17 protein-coding genes and 1 pseudogene are annotated in these 18723 nt (G+C 70.7%); 8 read left to right on the forward strand and 10 right to left on the reverse strand.

Features of this window, described 5'->3' with window-relative positions; all coding sequences use genetic code 11:
- Nucleotides 1-506: pseudogene (locus tag KN815_RS25085) on the reverse strand (aminoglycoside phosphotransferase family protein); the annotation flags it as partial.
- 51 nt (nt 507-557) lie between these two features.
- On the reverse strand, nt 558-1370 hold the full coding sequence (locus KN815_RS25090) for a helix-turn-helix domain-containing protein (RefSeq protein ID WP_216344183.1): 813 nt from the start codon (nt 1368-1370) through the stop codon (nt 558-560).
- Between KN815_RS25090 and KN815_RS25095 the strand changes: the two genes are divergently transcribed.
- The gene (locus tag KN815_RS25095) at nt 1371-2309 is read left to right on the forward strand and encodes an SDR family NAD(P)-dependent oxidoreductase (protein WP_216344184.1); all 939 of its coding nucleotides are present in this window, start codon (nt 1371-1373) and stop codon (nt 2307-2309) included.
- Nucleotides 2310-2332: 23 nt separating this feature from the next.
- Here the strand turns inward: KN815_RS25095 and KN815_RS25100 are convergent, their stop codons facing one another.
- Nucleotides 2333-2737, reverse strand: a complete 405-nt coding sequence (locus KN815_RS25100; protein ID WP_216344185.1) for a nuclear transport factor 2-like protein — start codon at nt 2735-2737, stop codon at nt 2333-2335.
- A gap of 373 nt (nt 2738-3110) precedes the next feature.
- Here KN815_RS25100 and KN815_RS25105 point away from each other — a divergent pair, with 373 nt between their 5' ends.
- From KN815_RS25105 to KN815_RS25135, 7 genes are all read left to right on the forward strand, one after another.
- Nucleotides 3111-4544, forward strand: coding sequence for an MFS transporter (locus KN815_RS25105; protein WP_216344186.1), 1434 nt, complete (start codon nt 3111-3113; stop codon nt 4542-4544).
- A 198-nt stretch (nt 4545-4742) separates the two neighbouring features.
- Complete coding sequence (locus KN815_RS25110; RefSeq protein ID WP_216344187.1) at nt 4743-6320, forward strand: FGGY family carbohydrate kinase; 1578 nt, start codon at nt 4743-4745, stop codon at nt 6318-6320.
- Between the two features lie 73 nt (nt 6321-6393).
- Nucleotides 6394-8067, forward strand: coding sequence for a glycerol-3-phosphate dehydrogenase/oxidase (locus KN815_RS25115; protein ID WP_216344188.1), 1674 nt, complete (start codon nt 6394-6396; stop codon nt 8065-8067).
- Nucleotides 8064-9617 (forward strand): FAD-binding oxidoreductase, encoded by a 1554-nt coding sequence (locus KN815_RS25120; RefSeq protein ID WP_216344189.1) that lies wholly within the window; start codon nt 8064-8066, stop codon nt 9615-9617. The genes KN815_RS25115 and KN815_RS25120 overlap by 4 nt, the downstream gene beginning before the upstream one ends.
- A gap of 43 nt (nt 9618-9660) precedes the next feature.
- Entirely contained in the window at nt 9661-10317 is a 657-nt protein-coding gene (locus KN815_RS25125; protein WP_216344190.1) for a glycerol-3-phosphate responsive antiterminator, read from the forward strand.
- A gap of 6 nt (nt 10318-10323) precedes the next feature.
- Complete coding sequence (locus tag KN815_RS25130) at nt 10324-10626, forward strand: putative quinol monooxygenase (protein WP_216344191.1); 303 nt, start codon at nt 10324-10326, stop codon at nt 10624-10626.
- Nucleotides 10623-11762: a zinc-binding dehydrogenase gene (locus KN815_RS25135; RefSeq protein WP_216344192.1), complete on the forward strand. Its 1140-nt coding sequence runs from the start codon at nt 10623-10625 to the stop codon at nt 11760-11762. The genes KN815_RS25130 and KN815_RS25135 overlap by 4 nt, the downstream gene beginning before the upstream one ends.
- A 101-nt stretch (nt 11763-11863) precedes the next feature.
- Here KN815_RS25135 and KN815_RS25140 read toward each other — a convergent pair whose 3' ends face one another.
- The 7 genes from KN815_RS25140 to KN815_RS25170 form a co-directional block, all read right to left on the reverse strand.
- The gene (locus KN815_RS25140; RefSeq protein WP_216344193.1) at nt 11864-12697 is read right to left on the reverse strand and encodes an MBL fold metallo-hydrolase; all 834 of its coding nucleotides are present in this window, start codon (nt 12695-12697) and stop codon (nt 11864-11866) included.
- 21 nt (nt 12698-12718) lie between these two features.
- Nucleotides 12719-14050 carry an MFS transporter gene (locus KN815_RS25145; RefSeq protein WP_216344194.1) on the reverse strand — a complete coding sequence of 444 codons (1332 nt, stop codon included), beginning with the start codon at nt 14048-14050 and terminating at the stop codon, nt 12719-12721.
- A 179-nt stretch (nt 14051-14229) separates the two neighbouring features.
- Nucleotides 14230-15255, reverse strand: coding sequence for an amidohydrolase family protein (locus KN815_RS25150; RefSeq protein WP_216344195.1), 1026 nt, complete (start codon nt 15253-15255; stop codon nt 14230-14232).
- 41 nt (nt 15256-15296) lie between these two features.
- Entirely contained in the window at nt 15297-15872 is a 576-nt protein-coding gene (locus KN815_RS25155) for a 3-hydroxyanthranilate 3,4-dioxygenase (RefSeq protein WP_216344196.1), read from the reverse strand.
- Nucleotides 15873-15875: 3 nt separating this feature from the next.
- Nucleotides 15876-16325, reverse strand: coding sequence for a RidA family protein (locus KN815_RS25160; RefSeq protein ID WP_216344197.1), 450 nt, complete (start codon nt 16323-16325; stop codon nt 15876-15878).
- Nucleotides 16322-17161 carry a 2-keto-4-pentenoate hydratase gene (locus tag KN815_RS25165; RefSeq protein ID WP_253209228.1) on the reverse strand — a complete coding sequence of 280 codons (840 nt, stop codon included), beginning with the start codon at nt 17159-17161 and terminating at the stop codon, nt 16322-16324. Before KN815_RS25165 ends, KN815_RS25160 begins: the two co-directional genes overlap by 4 nt.
- Complete coding sequence (locus KN815_RS25170) at nt 17161-18645, reverse strand: 2-hydroxymuconic semialdehyde dehydrogenase (RefSeq protein ID WP_216344198.1); 1485 nt, start codon at nt 18643-18645, stop codon at nt 17161-17163. The genes KN815_RS25165 and KN815_RS25170 overlap by 1 nt, the downstream gene beginning before the upstream one ends.
- Nucleotides 18646-18723 lie beyond the last annotated feature (78 nt).

Here is an 18723-nt window from a genome sequence, read left to right on the forward strand (position 1 = left end):
GCCGCCCTTACGGCCCTGAGAGAGCCGGAAAGTATGCCGCCCAAAGCTAGTCCCGTAATCCTCACTTTGGCCGGAGAGTGATGTGACTTTGCCCCACCGGCCTCCTCATACGCCTCGGCGAACCGCTGCCCCCACGCCGGGCCGTGCAGCAGCGCGAGATTGGTGGAGCAGTGCGCCACATCGAGATCCGCCGGGCCCCAGCAGGCCCCCGCCCAGTCGACGACGCCGGTGATCCGGGCACCTGCCGGAGGTGCGGGCGGCATATCGAACAGCACGTTGCCGGGGTGGAAGTCCCGGTGTAGAAATCGCCCTTCATAGGGCGGCGCGGGCTCACGGATCACGTCGATCGCCGCGGCCCATACCGCCGCGTCGGCGCCCTTGGGAGTCACCACGGTGTCGGCGGTCGTCAACGCCACGTACTCCCGGGGCCGTACGGCGGGTCGCAGCGCGTGGATCGCCACGAGCTGACGGGCCAGCACAGGGACGCGGGCCTCCACTCCCTCATCGTGCCGATGGTCAGCCGCCGCATTTCGGCAGTGATGCCGCCGCGCAGCGCCTCAGTCGGCCGCTTCCGCGAGCAGACGCAGCGCCTCATGCGACGGGCTGTCCGGCTCCGCGGAATAGACCACCAGTTGCCGGCCGGGTGCGGAGGGCACGAGAAACCGTTCGAGATCGAGGGTGAGGGGACCGACCCGTGGGTGAGCGATCGTGGCCCTGCCATTGGTGCGGCCCCGGACATCGTGCCTGGCCCAAAGACGTCGGAAGCTCTCGCTGCGCATGGACAATTCGGCTACCAGCGCCGCCAGGTCCGGATCGTCGACGTCCGCGCCGGCCAGCCCGCGCAGGCAGGCCACGAAGTCCGGACGCGGATCCGGTTCGACCGGGAAGTCGTCCGGGTCCAGGAACACGGTCCGCAGGAGGTTGTTCCCCGGTGTGTGGGCGGGCGAGAGGGCCTGGGCCAGCGGATTCGCCGCCAGCACCAGGAAGGTATGGGTCTGTACGAACGCGGGCGTGGCCGGCCAGGAGTCGATCAGCCGGGCCAGGACGGGAGAAACCCGATGACGGTGAGCACGCCCGCCCGAACGCGGGACGGAATGGGCCAGCGCGAACAAATGCGTGGTCGCGGACTCGTCGAGCCGTAGCGCCTCGGCGAGCGCCCGGAGGATCTCCACGGACGGCCGCCGGTCACGTCCCTGCTCCAGACCGAGGTAGTAATCCACACTGATATCGGCGAGCGTCGCGACTTCCTCGCGGCGCAGGCCGGGCACGCGCCGACGTGCGGTCTCACGAAGGCCGACATCCGCGGGGCGCAGCACCTCGCGACGAGCGCGCAGATACTCGCCCAGCGGATTCGCGGTGCGGTCGTTCATGTGGGCAAGAGTAAGCCGGACCGCCCCCTGGACCCTGGTGCCCGCAGCACCAGGGTCACGGCTCACTTCCTCAGCCGCGACGCGGGACCTAGCGTCCGGTCCATGGCAGCAGAAACACTGGACGGCCTGACCGCCGTCGTCACCGGCGCCAGTTCCGGCGTCGGCGCGGCCGCGGCACGGCAGTTGGCCGCGCGGGGTGCGTCAGTCGTCGTCGTGGGCCGCGCGGTGACCAGAACCCGCGCTGTCGCCGACGAGGTCGGCGGCACCGCCCTTCCCGCGGACTTCGCGCGCTTCAGCGAAGTACGCGAACTCGCTCAGCATCTGATTTCCCGCAATCCGCGGATCGACATCCTGGTCAATAACGCCGGTGTCACTTCGCCCAAGCACCAAACGACGCCAGACGGTCATGAATTGACCGTGCAGGTCAATTTCCTCTCGCCTTTCCTCTTGACATCGCTTCTCCAGGAGAAACTCCTACGGGCTCCCTCCGCCCTTGTCATCAACACCGGCTCCAGCCTCTATCGGTTCGGCAAGCTCGACCCGGACGATCTGGACCAGAACCGGCGCCGTTACGCACAGATGCGCTCGTACAACGCCTCGAAGCTGGCAAGTGTCCTACATGCCGCCGAGATCAACCGCCGGGCACCGGACACCATGACCGCTGTCGCGTTCCACCCCGGCACCGTCCGCTCCGGCCTCGACCGCGACTCCGCGCTGATCACCGCGGCAAAGGCAAGCCGGATCGGCCGGCGCCTGACCCAGTCACCGGAGGAGGGCGCCGAGCCGATCATCAAGATCGCCACCACCGACCGCGGCAAACTGAGAAACGTCTTCTACAACCGGCTCGAGCCGGAGCCCCTGCGCGCCCCCGCCGCGGACCCGGACCTCGCCGCCCGGCTGTGGCAGCGGGCCCACGAGCTCACCCACGCACCGGCATGACCTGACCGCGGCGCCGTGGTGGATCAGGATCCGGCGATGGTCCGGCCCGGCATCGGCTCCGCGAGCGCGGCCCGCCGGGCGGGCGCGTCGAAGGGGTCGGCGAAGTACTGCGTCTCGTGCACCACCTGCCGGCCGGCGAATTCCATGATGCTCACCGAGTACGAAGGCACACCGTCGTAGGTGATGAGGCATTCGCTCACCCACAGATTCGCCTGGCCGGTGATCCGCCGGACGGTGAAGTGCCGGTCGGCCGGGTGCCCGCCGCGCTGCGCCGAGATTGTCGCCCGGCCCCGGAACCGCTCACCCGACTGCGGGTAGTCCAGGATGGCGTCCGTGGCGTAGATGGCGTGCTCGGCCTCGGTGTCCCCGCGCTCCGAGGCCCGCCAATGCTCCTCGATCGCCGCCCTGGTCCGGGTGTCAGCATCCATGGCACCGCCCTTCCGCAGCGGTGACAGCCTAGGCACTCCGGGCCACGGCCGGCCCGAGGCCAGGCGGACCCGGGCCGCCGAGTCCTCCCTTTGGCCGGATCGGAGGGCGGCAGCCGTCCGCCGGCCGGTGCGCTCCACGGGGCCCCTGAGCCCGGCCCGTCACGTTTCGGTAACCTGGCCGGAACCTCTTGACGTTCGTCAGGACTCGTTCTTACTCTCGCTGCACTGCTCTATCGGGCAGTTTCAGCAGTTCACGTGCTGCGGCGCTTTCCGCAGAGTTTTGACAGGCACAGACATAGACCACCTGTCGGTGGTTTTGTGATGCCTGTTTCGCTCCCCGTGCCGCCGATGGGTCTTCCCCGAAGGCGGATTCATGGCACAACGTACGAGCGTCAAAGGCGTCGCCGATGTCGTTGCGCTCATCGACGGGCTGGGAAAGATCACCGGCCGGGCGCAGATCATCTGGTTCCTCGTGTTCGGCGGGCTGTTCCTCGACGCCTACTCGAACGCGGCGCTGAGCGCCGGTCTGGGGCCCATGACGACCCAGATGGAACTCACCAGCACCCAAGTCTCGATCCTCACGGCCACCGCTCCGGCGCTGGCCATCATCTTCAACCCCCTCGGTGGCTGGCTCGCCACCCGCATCGGCCGCGTCCCCCCGCTGCTGATCGCCAAGGTGTTCGCCATCGCGGGCGCCCTGCTCGCCGCCTTCGCCGGTGACTTCACCGTCGTGTGGCTCGGCCGGGTCATGGTGGGTGTCGCGTACGGCGTCGACTTCGCGGTCGCCATGGCGCTGCTCGCCGAGTACACGCCCGCGAAGCTGGGCGGACGGCTCAACCTGTGGCAGGCCGTCTGGTACGTCGCCACCACCAGCAACCTCGCCCTGGCCCTGCTCTTCTTCAACCTGGACGTCGGCTCGGACATCTGGCGCTGGTCGGTCGGCTCGGCCGCGGTCGTCGCCGTCGCGCTGCTGCTGAGCCAGGCGCTGCTGCTCAAGGAGAGCCCCACCTGGCTGGCCAGCAAGGGCCGGCTGGAGGAGTCCGTCAGCAACCTGGACCGGATCTACGGGATCAAGGCGGTCGTCGGTACACCCGACACGATGACCCGTACCGCGGCCGAGGCACCGGTCATCGGGTTCCGCCAGACCGGGCTGCTGTTCAAGGGCGAGTATCTGCCGCGCACGATCCTCTCCTCGGTGATCTCGCTCGGGCAGTCGATGCAGTACTTCGCGGTCGGCTGGTACCTCCCGCTGATCAGTCTGACGATCTTCGGCGAGAGCTTCGAGAAGGCCACCATCGGCTCGATGGTCTTCAACGCCTTCGGTATCGCGGGCGGGCTGCTGTCCGCGTACTTCGGCCGCCGCCTCGGGCTGCGGCTCAGCTCCGCCGCCGGCTTCGCCGGGGTCTTCGTGGCCCTGGTGGCGATGGGACTAACCTTCGAGAAGGTGCCCATGGCGGTGGCGTTCCTGCTGCCGGTGCTGTTCATCCTCTGCCACTCCGCGGGCCCCGGCGCCAACGGCAAGTCCATCGCGGCGCTCTCGTACAGCAGCGATGTCCGCGCCCTGGGCACCGGCGTCACCGGGATGGTCGGCAGCTTCGGCAGTGTCGCCGGCCTGTATGTCTTCCCGCAGATCAAGGACACGCTCGGACTCGCCGACACCTTCTTGACGCTGTCCGTCGTGCCGCTGCTCGGCCTGATCACCTGCCTGGTGATCAAGTGGGATCCGACGAAGGCCGCCTCGCCCGACGAGGTCGCCGGGCAGGACCGCGACGACGCCGCCACGGCGCTCTCCGTGACCGCGCGCTGACCCACCGCGGACCCGGCGCACCGCCCGGTGGCCCTGTCCCCTCCGTGTGCGTCCCTTCCCCGAAGCTTCCCCAAAGCTTCCCCATCCCTTCCCGTCCGCCTTCCGTCCCCTCCAAATCCGTTCCCCTCCACGTCCGTTCCCCTCCACATCCGTTCCCTCCGCACGGCTCGCTCGCAGTGCTCGAATGAAAGAGCTGCCATGACCCAGACGTTCCCCGGCGCCGCCCCACGGCGTGGTGTGCTGTCCATCGACGAGGGCACCACGGGCACCCGAGCCGGAGTCGTGCTCGACTCGGGCGCCACCCACGAGGTGTTCTACCGGCCGATCAAGGTCAGCCATCCGAATGACCTCTCGGTCGAGCAGGACCCGATGGAGATCTGGACCGCCACCCTCGAGGTGGCGCGCCGGGCCGTCGGCGGGGCACGCGAGGACGGCATCGAGATCACCGCCGTCGCACTCTCCACCCAGCGGGCCACCGCCATGCTGTGGGACCGGGTCACCGGGCAGCCGCTACTGCCCGCGGTGGTGTGGCAGGACCGCCGGTACGCCCCTGAGCTCACCGCCTACGAGGCGGAGTGGGACGCCGTCCTGCTGGCCCGGCAGGGCCGGCCGGTCGGCGCCCGCGCCCCGTTCCTCTGGGCTGCCCGGCAGATCGCCGAGCACCCCGAGGTGGCCGCCGCGCACCGCCGGGGCCGGCTGCTCTTCGGCACCGTCGACACCTGGCTGATCTGGCGCCTCACCGGCGGCGCCGTCCACGCCACCACGCCGACCAACGCCGCGTCCACCGGTGGCTATCTGCTGGAGCGGCACGCCTGGGACGAGGAGTGGATCAGCCACCTCGGCTTCCCCCTCGACCTGCTGCCGGAGCTCCGCTCCGATGACACCGGATTCGGTACCACCGACCCGGCCGCCCTCGGGATCACCGTCCCGCTGGCCGCCTCCATGGGCGACCAGCACGCCGCACTCGTCGCGCTCGGCGGTCTCGCCGTCGGGCAGGGCATGTGCATGTACGGGACCGGCGCCTTCGTCGACGCGGCGACCGGCACCACGCCCGCCCTGCCCCGGCCGGACATCTCCGGGGTGCTCGCCCAGCCCGGCCGGCGGCAGGGCGACATCAGCCACTACAGCCTGGAGGCATACACCTCCACCGTGGGTTCGGCGCTGCGCTGGCTCTGTGACGATCTGGGTCTGTTCGCGTCGCCGAAGGAGCTCGGTGAGGAAGCGGGCCGGGTCCCCACCCGGCCGGGCCGCACCCCGCGTTTCGTCCCGGCGCTCGCCGGGGTCCGTACGCCGGTCTGGCATCCGGAGGCCACCGCGTCCCTCACCGGGCTCACTCTCGCCACCACCCGCGCCGATCTCGCCCGCGCCGTGCTCGAAGGGATCGCGCATTCGGTGTGCGATCTGATCGACGGGGTCGCCGACACCATGGGCACCCCGTTCACCCGGCTCCGGGTCGGCGGCGGCGTCGCCGGCAGCGACCCGCTGTTGCGGATCCAGGCCGATCTGACCGGCCTGCCGCTGGAGCGGGTCGCCGACTCCGCCACCGCGAGCCTGCGCGGCACCGCCTATCTGGCGGGTGTCGCCCAGGGCCTGTGGTCCTCGCTCGAAGAGATCGTCGAGGCGCAGCCACAGGGCCGGGTATTCGAGCCGTCGATCACGGCGGCCGAGCGCGGCGAACTGCGCACCGCCTGGCGCGATGTGCTGATCGCCCATCTGAACGACCCCGGGCTGCTCCCCCTGCGGGAGGGCCCGCCCGAACCGCACACCCCCCACTGACGGCCCACCGGCCGTCGCGCTGGCGGCCCGCCGACCACACGGCCGCCGTACCGAAACACCAGGAGTTGATGTTGTGATCACCATGCCCGCCCGGAAACCGCGGCGCACCGCCGCGGCGACCCGTCGGACGCCGCTGCTGCTCGACCGGGCCGCCATCAAGCGCCAACTGGCCGACGACACCTACGACGTGCTTGTCATCGGCGGCGGCATCACCGGTGCGTATGCCGTGCTCGACGCCGCCTCGCGCGGGCTGCGCGCGGCGCTGATCGAGAAGAACGACTTCGCCTCCGGCACCTCGTCGAAGTCCTCGAAGATGGTGCACGGCGGTCTGCGCTATATCGAGCAGGGCAATGTCAATCTGGTCCGCCACTCGCTCCTGGAGCGCCACCGCTTCCGGAAGAACGCGCCGCATCTGGTGCACCGGCTGCCGTTCCTCTTCCCGATCCTGGAGAAGGACGGCATCTTCGACGCCCGGCTCGCCAAGGGCTTCGAGGGTCTGCTGTGGACGTACGACCTGGTCGGCGGCTGGCGGATCGGCAAGCTCCACCAGCGGCTCACCGTGCCCGAGGTCCTCGCGCAGGCGCCGACCCTGCGCGCGGAGAACCTCAGGGGCGGGCTGATGTACTTCGATGCCCGCGCCGATGACGCCCGGCTCGTCCTGACCATCGTCCGCACCGCCGCCGCGCTCGGTGCGACGATCCTCAACGGTGTCAGGGCCGAGGGGCTGCTGATGGAGACGGACCGGGTGGCCGGTGCCCGGGTCACGGCGGACGGCGACACCTTCGACATCCGCTCGCGGGCCGTCGTCAACGCCACCGGGGTGTGGACCGACGAGCTCGACGCCAAGGCGGACGACGGTCACCGGCCGCAGGTCCGCCCCGCCAAGGGGGTGCACATCGTGGTGCCCTGGGACAAGGTGCGGATCAACTGCACGGTCACCGTGCCGATCCCCGGCCGGGCCCGCCGCGCGACCTGCACCCGCTGGGGCAACAGCGTCGTGCTGGGCACCACCGACGAGGACTACCAGGGCTCCCCGGACGATGTGCACTGCACCCGCGAGGAGATGCACTTCCTGCTGGACGGGGCCAACACCGCCTTCGAGGGGAAGCTCACCCCGGACGACGTGGTCGGCTCCATCGGCGGGCTGCGCCCGCTGGTGGGCGGCGGCGAGGGCGCCACGCTCGATATGCGCCGCGACCACCACATCACCGTCGGCCGCACCGGCATGGTGACGGTGACCGGCGGCAAGCTCACCACCAGCCGGCACATGGGCGAGCTGGTCATCAACAAGGTGATGACCGTCCTCGGCCGCAGGGGGAAGAGCCGCACCACCGACCTCCCGCTGCTCGGCGGCGCCGGTTACGACGCCGAAGCCGTCGCCGCGTCCGGTGGCCTGGCCGCGCACCTGGGCGAGCGCTTCGGCACCGAGGCCCGCTTCGTCGGCGACCTGATCCAGGACGATCCGGCGCTGGCCGAGCCGATCGTGGCGGGACTCCCCTACACCAAGGCCGAGGTCGTCTACGCGGCCCGGGCCGAGCTGGCCCGCTCGGTCGACGACGTCCTCTCCCGCCGGACGCGCGCCCGGCTGTTCGCCCGGGATGCCTCCCTCGACGCCGCCGAGGCCGTCGGCGCGATCCTCGGCCAGGAACTGAACCTCTCGGAGGCCGAGGTCGACCGCTCGGTCGCCGAGTACCTCGCGGCCGTCCACCACGAAAAGTCCGTACTCCTCGAAGGGGCAGCAGCATGATCAGCCGCCAGACCATCACCCACCCGTTCAACCGGGGCGACTACACCGTCGGCGCCCCCAGCTCCGCCAAGTGGGCGCGCAACACCCCGATCGGGGCGGGCGAGGCCGCCCTCCAGGTGAACCCGGTCGAGGTCCCCGAGAGCGTGATCGAGGCGCTGCGCGAGGCCGCGCACACCGTCCACACCTCCCGCCAGGAGGTCGTCACCCGGACCCGTGACTGGTGGGCCGGTTCGATGATCGGCGAGACCGAGGGCCGTCCCGCCACCCCGAACGCCGTGATCGTCGAGGCGGCCGACGCCGACCAGGTCGCGGCCGTGCTGCGGATCTGCCACGAGGCCGGCATCCCGGTCACCCCCTCCGCGGGCCGCTCCAATGTCACGGGCGCGGCGCTCCCGGTCTTCGGCGGCGTCGTCCTGGACGTCTGCCGGCTGAACCAGATCATCGACTTCGACGCCGAGTCGAACATCGTGGACGTCCAGGCGGGCATGTTCGGCGACCTCTTCGAGAAGCACCTCCAGGAGGAGTACGGCGTCACCACCGGCCACTGGCCGTCCGCCTTCGCCGTCTCCACGGTCGGCGGCTGGATCGCCTGCCGCGGCGCCGGTCAGCTCTCCACCCGCTACGGCAAGATCGAGGACATGGTCGTCGGCGTCGACGTGGTGCACGCGGACGGTACCCGCGCCACCTACGGCGACTACGCCCGCGCCGCGGTCGGCCCGGACCTGCGCCAGTTGTTCGTCGGCTCGGAGGGCACCCTCGGTGTCATCGTCTCGGCGCGCCTGCGGGTCCACCCGCTGCCGCAGTACGCCAGCGCCGTCGCGTTCGGCTTCACCACCTTCGCCGAGGGCCTGGACGCCTGCCGCCGGATCATGCAGCGCGGTGCCACCCCGGCCGTCCTGCGGCTGTACGACACCCTGGAGTCCGGCACCCACTTCGGCCACCCGGAGACCAACCTCCTGCTCATCGCCGACGAGGGCGAACCGGCCATCGTGGACGCCTCGATCAAGGTGGCCACCGAGGTCTGCGCGGCGTACGGCCCCGAGCTGGACAGCAAGGCGGTCTTCGAGCGCTGGCTGGACGAGCGGATGCTGGTCGGCAAGTCCGCCGACGGCTTCAAGCCGGGTCCGGGCTTCGTCGCCGACACCCTGGAGATGGCCGCGTCCTGGACCGACCTTCCGGTGATCTACGACGAGGTGGTCGCCGCGATCCAGTCGGTGCCCGGCACCCTGGCCGCCTCGGCCCACCAGTCCCACGCGTACACCGACGGCGCCTGCGTCTACTTCTCGCTGCGCGGCGACGTGGCGCCCGAGTCTCGCCGCGACTGGTACCGCTCGGTGTGGGACGCGGCCAACGCCGTACTGATCAAGCACGCGGCGGCGCTCAGCCACCACCATGGCTGCGGTCTGCTGCGCGGCCCCTACCTGGAGGAATCCCTCGGGGCGGGCTTCGCGACGTTCGTCGCGGTGAAGCAGGCCCTGGACCCGGCGGGCATTCTCAACCCTGGCAAGCTGGGCCTTCCCAGTCGATTCGGCGCATCCCCGCTGAACTGACCTGATCAGCCACGTCCCCTCCTTCCCCAGGCAGGTCCTCACCATGGCCCCTTCCCCTTCCGGTGCCCCGCTCGCGCCGCGGCTCGCCTCCGCCTTCGCCGAGGTGCCGGTCGTCGCGTCGGTGATCGGCACCGAGCCGCTGCGGCAGTTCCTGACCGCACCGGCCAAGGTGTGCATTCTCGCGTCGTTCACCGTGGGGCAGTTGCCCAAGGTGGTGCCGGCACTGGTCCGGGCGGGGAAGACCGTGTTCGTGAACGTGGACAGCAGCCCCGGTCTCGCTCAGGACCGGGGCGCGCTGGACTACATCAAGAGCCTGGGCACGCACGGCGTGGTCAGCACCCGGCTCTCCCTCATCGAGAAGGGCCGGCCGCTGGGCCTGCTGACGATGATGAAGGTGTTCGTCACCGACCGGTCCAATCTGTCCCGCTCCTTGGACGCGATCTCGCGCGGGGCACCGGACCTGGTCGAGATCATGCCCGCGCCGATCATCGGCCGGATGACCGCGCGGGCACAGCGCGCGATGTCCCCCTCGGTCGCCGCGGGCTTCGTGGAAACCCCCGCGGACGTGGCGCTCGCGCTGGCCCTCGGGTCGGCCGCGACCGCCACGTCCGACGCCCGCCTCTGGCATCTGCGCCGCGACCAGTTGCCGCCGGTGCCGCCCTCCGCACTGAAGCGACCTGCCGCCCCCTCCCAGGAGTAAGCCCCCATGTCATACGTCGTCGTCGCCCGCTACCGCACCAAGGAGGGCGAGGAGAACACCGTCCTCCCCCTGCTCGACGCGATGGCCGCCGCGTCCCGCCAGGAGCCGGGCAATCTCGGCTACCGCGTCCACCAGGGCACCGAGGATCCGCGGGCGATCGTGCTGTACGAGGAGTACGTTTCCGAGGCCGCCTTCACCGCGCACTGCGCCACCTCGCACTTCGAGGAGATCGTGCTCGGCAAGGTCGTCCCGCTGCTGGAGAGCCGTGACGTACTGCGCTGCGCCCCGCGTCCTCAGGTGCGGGCATGAAGACCCGTGCGGTGGTGCTGCGCGGCATATCGACCGCCCGCCCCTACTCCGAGACCCGCCCGGTGGAGGTGGAGGAGCTGGAGCTGGGCGCCCCGCGCGAGGGCGAGGTGCTGGTCCGGATCGCGGCCGCCTCGCTCTGCCACTCGGATCTGTCGGTGGTCAACGGCGACCGGGTCCGCCCGCTGCCGATGGCGCTGGGGCACGAGGCGGTGGGCATCGTGGAGGAGACCGGACCGGGCGTCGCCCGGGTCCGCCCCGGTGACCATGTGGCCCTGGTCTTCGTGCCCAGTTGCGGCTTCTGCGCCGACTGCGCGGCCGGCCGGCCCGCCCTGTGCGCACAGGCCGCCGCGGCGAACGGGTCGGGTGCACTGCTGCACGGCCCGTCCCTGCTGACCGACGCTTCCGGCGACCCGGTCCACCATCAGCTCGGCGTCTCCGCGTTCTCCGAGCACGCGGTGCTGGCCCAGGAGTCGGTGGTACCGATCCCGCGGGACATCCCGTTCACGGTGGCGTCGATGTTCGGCTGCGCGGTCCTGACCGGCGCCGGAGCCGTCATCAACACCGCGTCCCTGCGCCCCGGCCAGTCGGCGGTGGTCTACGGCCTGGGCGGCGTGGGCCTGGCCGCGGTGCTGGGCGCCCACGCGGCGGGCGCCTACCCGGTCATCGCGGTCGACCCGGTGCCGGAGAAGCGCGAGCTGGCGCTCCAGCTCGGCGCGACCCACACCTACGCCCCCGGCGAGGCCGTCGAGGCGATTCATGACCTCACCTCCGGCGGTGCCGAGCTGGCCGTCGAAGCGGTGGGCAGCCCGAAGGTGATGGCCGAATGCCTGACGGCCGTGGCCCGGGGCGGCAGGGCCGTCTCGGTGGGCCTGCCCGCCCCCGACCGGGTGCTGGAGGTTCCGGCGCTGACGTTCGCGGGCGAGGGCAAGTCCCTGCTGGGCTCGTACATGGGCGACGCGGTACCACGCCGCGACATTCCCCGGTTCCTGGAGCTGTGGCGGGCGGGCCGGATGCCGGTGGAGCGGATGCACACCGGCACCCTGCCGCTGACCGGCATCAACACGGCGATGGAGGAGCTGGCCTCGGGCCGGGCGATCCGCCAGGTCATCGACACCTCGGGAATGCTGGACGGCTGACCCCACCCGCTCCGACGGCGGACCAATGACGGTGCCCCTCCCAGTCGCGGGAGGGGCACCGTCATTGGTCCGCGGTATGCCGGACAGTTCCGTGAGAAGGGTCAGACGGGAATGCGCTGGAGGTCGTGCGCCACGACGATCTCCCCGTCGAAGGTCCGTGCGGCCTGGGCGGCGTACTCCTCGTCGGAGAGCTGCCATGGGATCAGGTGCCACAGGACGAGGGTGCGCACTCCGGCCTCGGCGGCGACCCGGCCCGCGTCCTCGGCGCTGGTGTGAGCCTGCGCGAAGTGCTGTCGCAGGCGCTCGATCCTGGTGTTGGAGCCCGCCATGAACTCGGCGAGGTGGTCCGGGGAGTACGCCTCGTGGACGAGGACGTCGGCGCCCCGGGAGAGTTCGACCACCTCGTCGCAGCGGGCGGTGTCGCCGGAGACGACCACGGAGCCTGCGTGAGCGTCGACGCGGTAGGAGAACGAGGGCATCGGCGGATGTGTGGCGACGGCGGCGCTGATCCGTACGCCGTCGGCCTCGTGGACGGTGCCGGGCCCGGAGACCTCATGGGGCCGGAAGACACCTGCCAGGGCCGGCCGGCCAAGGCCCTCGCGGTGGCTGATGTCGGGCTCGTTGAGCTCGAGGTACTGCTTGACCATCGACTCCAGCGGGGCGGGCCCGTAGACGTCGACCGGCTCGCACCGGGCCGCGGTCCACGCCAGGTGGACCAGGGCGCCGAGGTCGGCGTTGTGGTCGACATGGTGGTGGGTGACGAGGACCGACCGCAGATCGGTCAGCTCCAGGCCGGCCGAGACGATCTGCCGTCCCACACCATTGCCGCAGTCGATGACGTGTATGTCGCCGTCGACGACGACCGCGGTGGCCGGGGCAGCCTTGCCGGGATGCGGCTGTGGACCGCCGGCGCTGCCCAGAATGACAAGCTCCATGATTGTCCTTTCCGGATGACATCAGACCTTTTGCGGCTGCGGTTCCCGCTCGGCGGCGCTGACGCCCTCGCCGACGTCGTCCCTGGACAGCCCCTTGGTGGCGGCGAGGCTGATCAGTCCGACGGCCAGGATGTACAGGGTGATGCTCATCGAGGTACCGGTGGCCTTCATCAGGGAGGCGGCGACGAGCGGAGTGATGCCGCCGCCGAGCAACGAGCCGATCTGGTAGGCGGCGGAGGAACCGGTGTAGCGGATCTTCAGCGGGAACATGAGGGCCGTCATCACGCCCACCGAGGCGTGGGTCATCGACAGGACCAGGCCCATCGACAGCATGAACACGAAGATCAGCGGCTTGTTCCCGGTGTCCACGACCGGCAGGAACGCCAGCGCCCACGCGACCCGGATGTACCCGCCGACCAGGAACAGCCTGCGCAGTCCCCACCGGTCGCCGAGCTGTCCCCACAGCGGGGCCGAGACCAGCCACATCACGGCACCGCCGATCACGCTCAGCAGCAGGAAGGTCGCGTCGATGTGCAGGGTCTGCTTGCCGTAGGACAGCACATAGGTCATGAAGACATACGCCACGCTGGAGTTGCCGACGACGACGAAGCAGGCGCGCAGGACCGAGCGCCAGTGTTCCTGGAGGACTTCGGCGACCGGGAGCTTCTGCCGCACGGCGGGCTCGGCGAGTTCGCTGTAGGCGTGGCTCTCCTCAATACTCAGCCGCAGGTACATGCCGACGGCGATCAGAAGGAGGCTGAGCAGGAAGGGAATGCGCCAGCCCCAGGAGTTGAAGGCGTCCTCGCCCAGAGCGCGGGTGAGTCCCAGCACCGCGAGATTGGCGGCGATCAGACCCGCGGGCACACCCATCTGCGGGGCGGCGCCGTAGAGGCCGCGGCGGTTCTTGGGGGCGTGCTCGAGGGTCAGCACGACCGCTCCGCCCCATTCGCCACCGAGGCCGATGCCCTGGATCACACGCATCAGCGTGAGCAGGATCGGCGCCGCCACGCCGATGGCGGAGTAGGTGGGTATCAGGCCGATGGCGACCGTGCACAGGCCCATGATCAGCAGCGAGGCGATCAGGGTGTTCTTGCGCCCGTAGCGGTCACCGAAGTGGCCCATCACCAGACCGCCGAGCGGCCGGGAGACGAAGCCGGCGGCGAGCGTGCCGAAGGCGGCGATGGAACCCACGGCCGGGTCCGCGGACGGGAAGAACTGGGCGTTGAAGACCAGCGCCGCGGCGGTGGCGTAGAGAAAGAAGTCGTACCACTCGATGGTGCTTCCGATGAAGGCGGCCCAGGCGACACGCCTGGCCTGATGGCTACCGGAAGTTCTGCTGTCGGTCGGAGTCATGCGGGCTTCACCTCGGGGGACGGGCACCCGCCCGTGGGGCGGGTGCGGCGAGATGTGGGGGGCTGGCTTACTACGACTCGGACTTATCCGCTGCGCCGGCGATCGGACCGTCGAGGCCCTCGTGGGTGGTGGCGGCCTTCAGGCGCCGGGCCCGGGCCAGGCCGTCGCCTCGGTCCCGCTCATGCCCGCGTCTGGGTCATGCCGTCGCGGGGGCCGCCGATACCGAAGAACTTCAGGGCGTTCTGGCCGAGGATCAGATCGCGGTCGGCCGGGGACAGATCGCTGCCGCGGACGAGGGCGCCGTGCTCCTCCTCGCCGAGGGGGAAGGGGTAGTCGGTGCCGAGCATGACCCGCTCGGGGCTCATCACATCGACCAGGAGTCTGAAGGCGCCGGGGTCGAAGACGGCCGAGTCCAGGTGGAAGCGGTCGAGGTAGGCCGACGGCGGCCTGGGCGAGTCCTTGCGGACGATGTCACGCCGGTGCCAGGCGTTGTCGGCCCGGCCGAGCAGGTACGGGAAGCTGCCGCCGCCGTGGGCGAAGCAGAGCCTAAGGTTCCGCGGCAGTTCCTCGAAGGCACCGGAGAGGATCAGTCCGAGGATGCTGAGCTGGGTCTCCGCCGCCATGCCCACGAGCCAGGGCAGCATGTACTTCGGCATCCGCTCCGGGGCGAGCATGTCCCAGGGGTGGACGAACACCGCGGCGTTCTCGCCGGCGCAGTGCGCGAGGAATTCACGGAGCGCGCCGTCGTCGAGATTCCGGTCGCCGATGTGGTTGCCGATGTGAACGCCCGCATGGCCCTTGGCCATCGCCCGGGTGACCTCCTCGCAGGCCGCCTCGGTGTTCTGGAGCGGCACCTGGCACAGCGGCACGAGCCGGTCGGGGGCGTGGGAACAGAGGCCGAGAATACGGTCGTTGACGAGTTCGCACCAATGGGCGGCCCGGGACACATCGGCGCTGTAGCCGAACATCAGCGGTGTCGAGGACACCACCTGGATGTCCACGCCCTGGCGGTCCATCTGCCCGATCCGCGTCGCGGCGTCCCACAGTTCGACGCCGACCGGGCGGTACTCGGTGGTCCCGCTCATCATCATCCCGGCCCCGCCCTCGTCCTCGCGCAGCCAGGGGCCGTTCTCGGCGTCCAGGATGCGGGACTCGGTGCGGGAGATGCGCGGGAAGACGTGCGCGTGGACATCGACGACGGTCACTGGTGCTCCGTTCAGGCTCGGCAGACGTGGGGGCGGTGGTGTCACCGCTCGGGGGCGCGCGGCACGGGACGCAGGTGCTCGGGCCATTCCTTGCCGGGGTGCAGGGCCCCGCAGTGCCCGCAGGTACGGAGCTTCGTATCGCCGTAGAACGCGGCGAACAGCGGCGGCAGGTCCTCGACGATGGAGATCAGCGCGACCTCGGAGCGGTGTACCAGGTGGTGGCACTCGGTGCAGTACCACTCGAAGCCGTCCAGCGCGCCCTCGGGGCGGGTCTGCTCGACGACGAGGCCGATGCTGCCCGGCTCGGGACGCTGCGGGGAGTGCCGCACATGTGCGGGGAGCAGGAAGACGTCGCCCTCACGGATCTGCACATCGACGGGGGGCTTGCCTTCCTCCTCCATCACCCGCAGCACCATGTTGCCCTTGAGCTGGTAGAAGAACTCCTCGACCGGGTCGTCGTGGAAGTCGGTGCGCTGGTTGGGACCGCCGACGATGGTGACCATCAGGTCGGCGTCCTCCCAGATCTGGACGTTGCCGACGGGTGGCTTCAGCAGGTCCTGGTGATCGTCGATCCACTGCTGGAGGTTGAACGGCTTGAGGACGTTCCTGGAGACCATGGATCAGCCTTCCGTGCGGGTGCGGGGCAGGTACGCCACGCAGGAGATCTCGATGAGGAGGTGGGGGTGGGGAAGCTGGTGGACGGCCACGGTGGTGCGGGTGGGGCCGTTCTCGTCGAAGAACTCGGCGTAGACCTCGTTGTAGCCGCCGAAGTCGTTCATATTGACGAGGTACGTGGTGACGCTGACCACGTCGGCGAGGCTTCCGCCGGCGGCTTCGAGGAGGTCGCCGATGTTCTCGATGACCGCGCGGGTCTGGGCGGCGATGTCCAGTCGGGTGGTGCCGAGTTCATCGACCTCGACGCCGACGAAGCTGTTGTCCGGGCGGCGTGAGCTGGTCCCGGAGACATAGACGAAGTCTCCGGCGCGGCGCAAATGCGGGAAGCGTCCGCGGGGGCGGGCCTTGCCGTTCACGGTGATGGCACCGGTGGACACGGTGTGCTGCTCGCTCATCGGCCCCGCTCCCCCTCGGTGATGATGTCGACGAATCCCAGCGGCCCCGCGTTCACCCTCACCTGACGGCCGGGTTCCAGGGGCACGGCGGCGGTGGCGGCTCCGGCGAGCACGACCCAGCCCTTCTCCAGCACGAGCCCGGCGTCCGCGGCGAGCCGGGCGGCGGCGGTGACCGAGCGCAGCGGGTGGCCGAGGATGGCGGCGGAACTGCCGGTCTCGACGGTGAGTCCGTCGACCTCGAGGGCCATGCCGAGGTCGGCGAGCCCGGTCACGGGGTCGAAGGAGCGCACCTCGCGCCAGGGTCCGACGCCGAAGCCCGAGGAGGAGGAGTTGTCCGCGACGACGTCCGGCAGGGAGAAGCGGAACCCCTCGTAGCGGGAGTCGATGATCTCGTACGCGGGCGCCACGGCCGTGACGGCGGCGGCCGCCTCCTCGTCGGAGATGTGGCCGGTGACCGGGCTGCCGAGCAGGAAGGCGATCTCCGGCTCGATGCGCGGGTGGACGAACCGGTCCAGACTGACGGTGGCGCCGTCGGTGAAGCGCATGGCGTCGGTGAGCCGGCCCCAGATCAGATCGTCCACACCCATCTGGCGCATCTTGGCCTCGCTGGTGAAACCGAGCTTGATGCCGGCCAGGCGCTCGCCGCGGGCCAGCCGCCGCTCGACCAGGGCGCGCTGCACGGCGTACCCGGTCTCGACGTCGAGGTCGGCCGTGTCGGTCAGGCGGGGGACGGCGCGCGCCCGCAGGGCCGCGTCGTCAAGGGTGCGCGCCAGGGCGGCCACGTCCGGTGTCGCGGTGCTCATCGGCTCGGCGGTTCTGGTGTTCTCGGCGGTCATCAGAGCTTCACACACACATTCACGGGCTCGGAGAAGAAGTCGAGGGAGTGCTCGCCGCCCTCGCGGCCGATGCCGGACGCCTTGACACCGCCGAAGGGAGTCCTGAGGTCACGCAGGTTCCAGCAGTTCACCCAGACGACTCCGGAGTGCAGGCGGGGCGCCACGCGGTGGGCGCGGGAGAGCGAGGTCGTCCATACGGTGGCGGCGAGCCCGTAGGGGCTGTCGTTGGCCAGGCGTACGGCCTCGGCCTCGTCGTCGAAGGGCGCGATGTGGCAGACCGGGCCGAAGATCTCCTCGCGGACGACGCGAGCGTCCTGGCCGAGGCCGGTGAGCACGGTGGGCTCCACGAAGAAGCCGCCGTCGCGTTCGTTGCCGAAGGCCGGTACGCCGCCGCCGGCGTGGATCTCCGCGCCCTCCTCCTTGGCGAGGCGGAAGTAGCCGAGGACCTTGTCCCGGTGGAGCGCGGAGACCAGCGGGCCCATCTGGGTGTCGTCCTCGTAGGGCAGGCCCAGGCGCAGCTCGCGGGCGCGCTCGGCGACCGCCTGGACGAAGTCGTCGTAGATGCCGCGTTCGACATAGACCCGCTCGGTGCACAGGCAGACCTGGCCGGCGTTGGTGAAGGACGAGCGGACCGTCCCCTCGACGGCGGCCTCGAAGTCCGCGTCGGCGAAGACGATCCCGGGGTTCTTTCCGCCGAGTTCGAAGGAGACGGGGGCGAGGCGTTCGGCGGTGGCCCGCATGATGGCGGTACCGGTGGCGGACTCGCCGGTGAAGGCGACCGCGTCCACGTCGGAGTGGGCGGTCAGAAAGGCGCCCGCGCTGTTCTCGCCGAAGCCGTGGACCAGGTTGAAGACGCCCGCGGGGACCCCGGCCTCGTCCATCACCTCGGCCAGCAGGGTGGCGGTGGAGGGGGTGAGTTCGGAGGGCTTGGCGACGACCGCGTTGCCCGCCGCGAGCGCGGGGGCGACCTTCCAGGTCAGCAGCAGCAGCGGAAGGTTCCACGGCGAGACCACGGCGACCACGCCGAGGGGACGGCGCACCGTGTAGTTCAGCGCGCCCGCCCCGTCCGGGGTCGGCGTGGCGAACGACCGCTCGGCGCGGCCCCAGGCCAGGTCGGCGTAGGCGCGGAAGTTGGCGATACCGCGGGGGATGTCGACGCCGCGGGCGAGTGCGGCGGGCTTGCCGGTGTCGGCGACCTCGGCGGCGACGAACTCCTCGAACCGGGCCTCCATGCCGTCGGCGATACGACGCAGCACCGCGCACCGCTCCTCGGCCGTGGTGTCGCCCCACGGACCGGCGAGAGCCTGACGTGCGGCACGGACAGCGCGGTCGACCGTGAGGGAATCGGCCTCCGGGACGGAGCCGATCACTGTTCCGTCGGCCGGTGACACGAGCGGGAAGCGGGCTCCCGAGTCGTCGAACCGTCCGCCGACATAGTGCGCGGGCCCCCGCCCCTGCCGGGGTGCGGGCTGTACGTCGTTCATGTGCCGATGACCTCCAAGCGTTCGCCGTCGGGCTGTGCCTCCGGTGAACAGAGCATTGCGGGAACACGGCATGCCTGG

The organism is Streptomyces niphimycinicus (assembly GCF_018883605.1).
GTDB classification, from domain to species: Bacteria; Actinomycetota; Actinomycetes; order Streptomycetales; family Streptomycetaceae; genus Streptomyces; species Streptomyces niphimycinicus.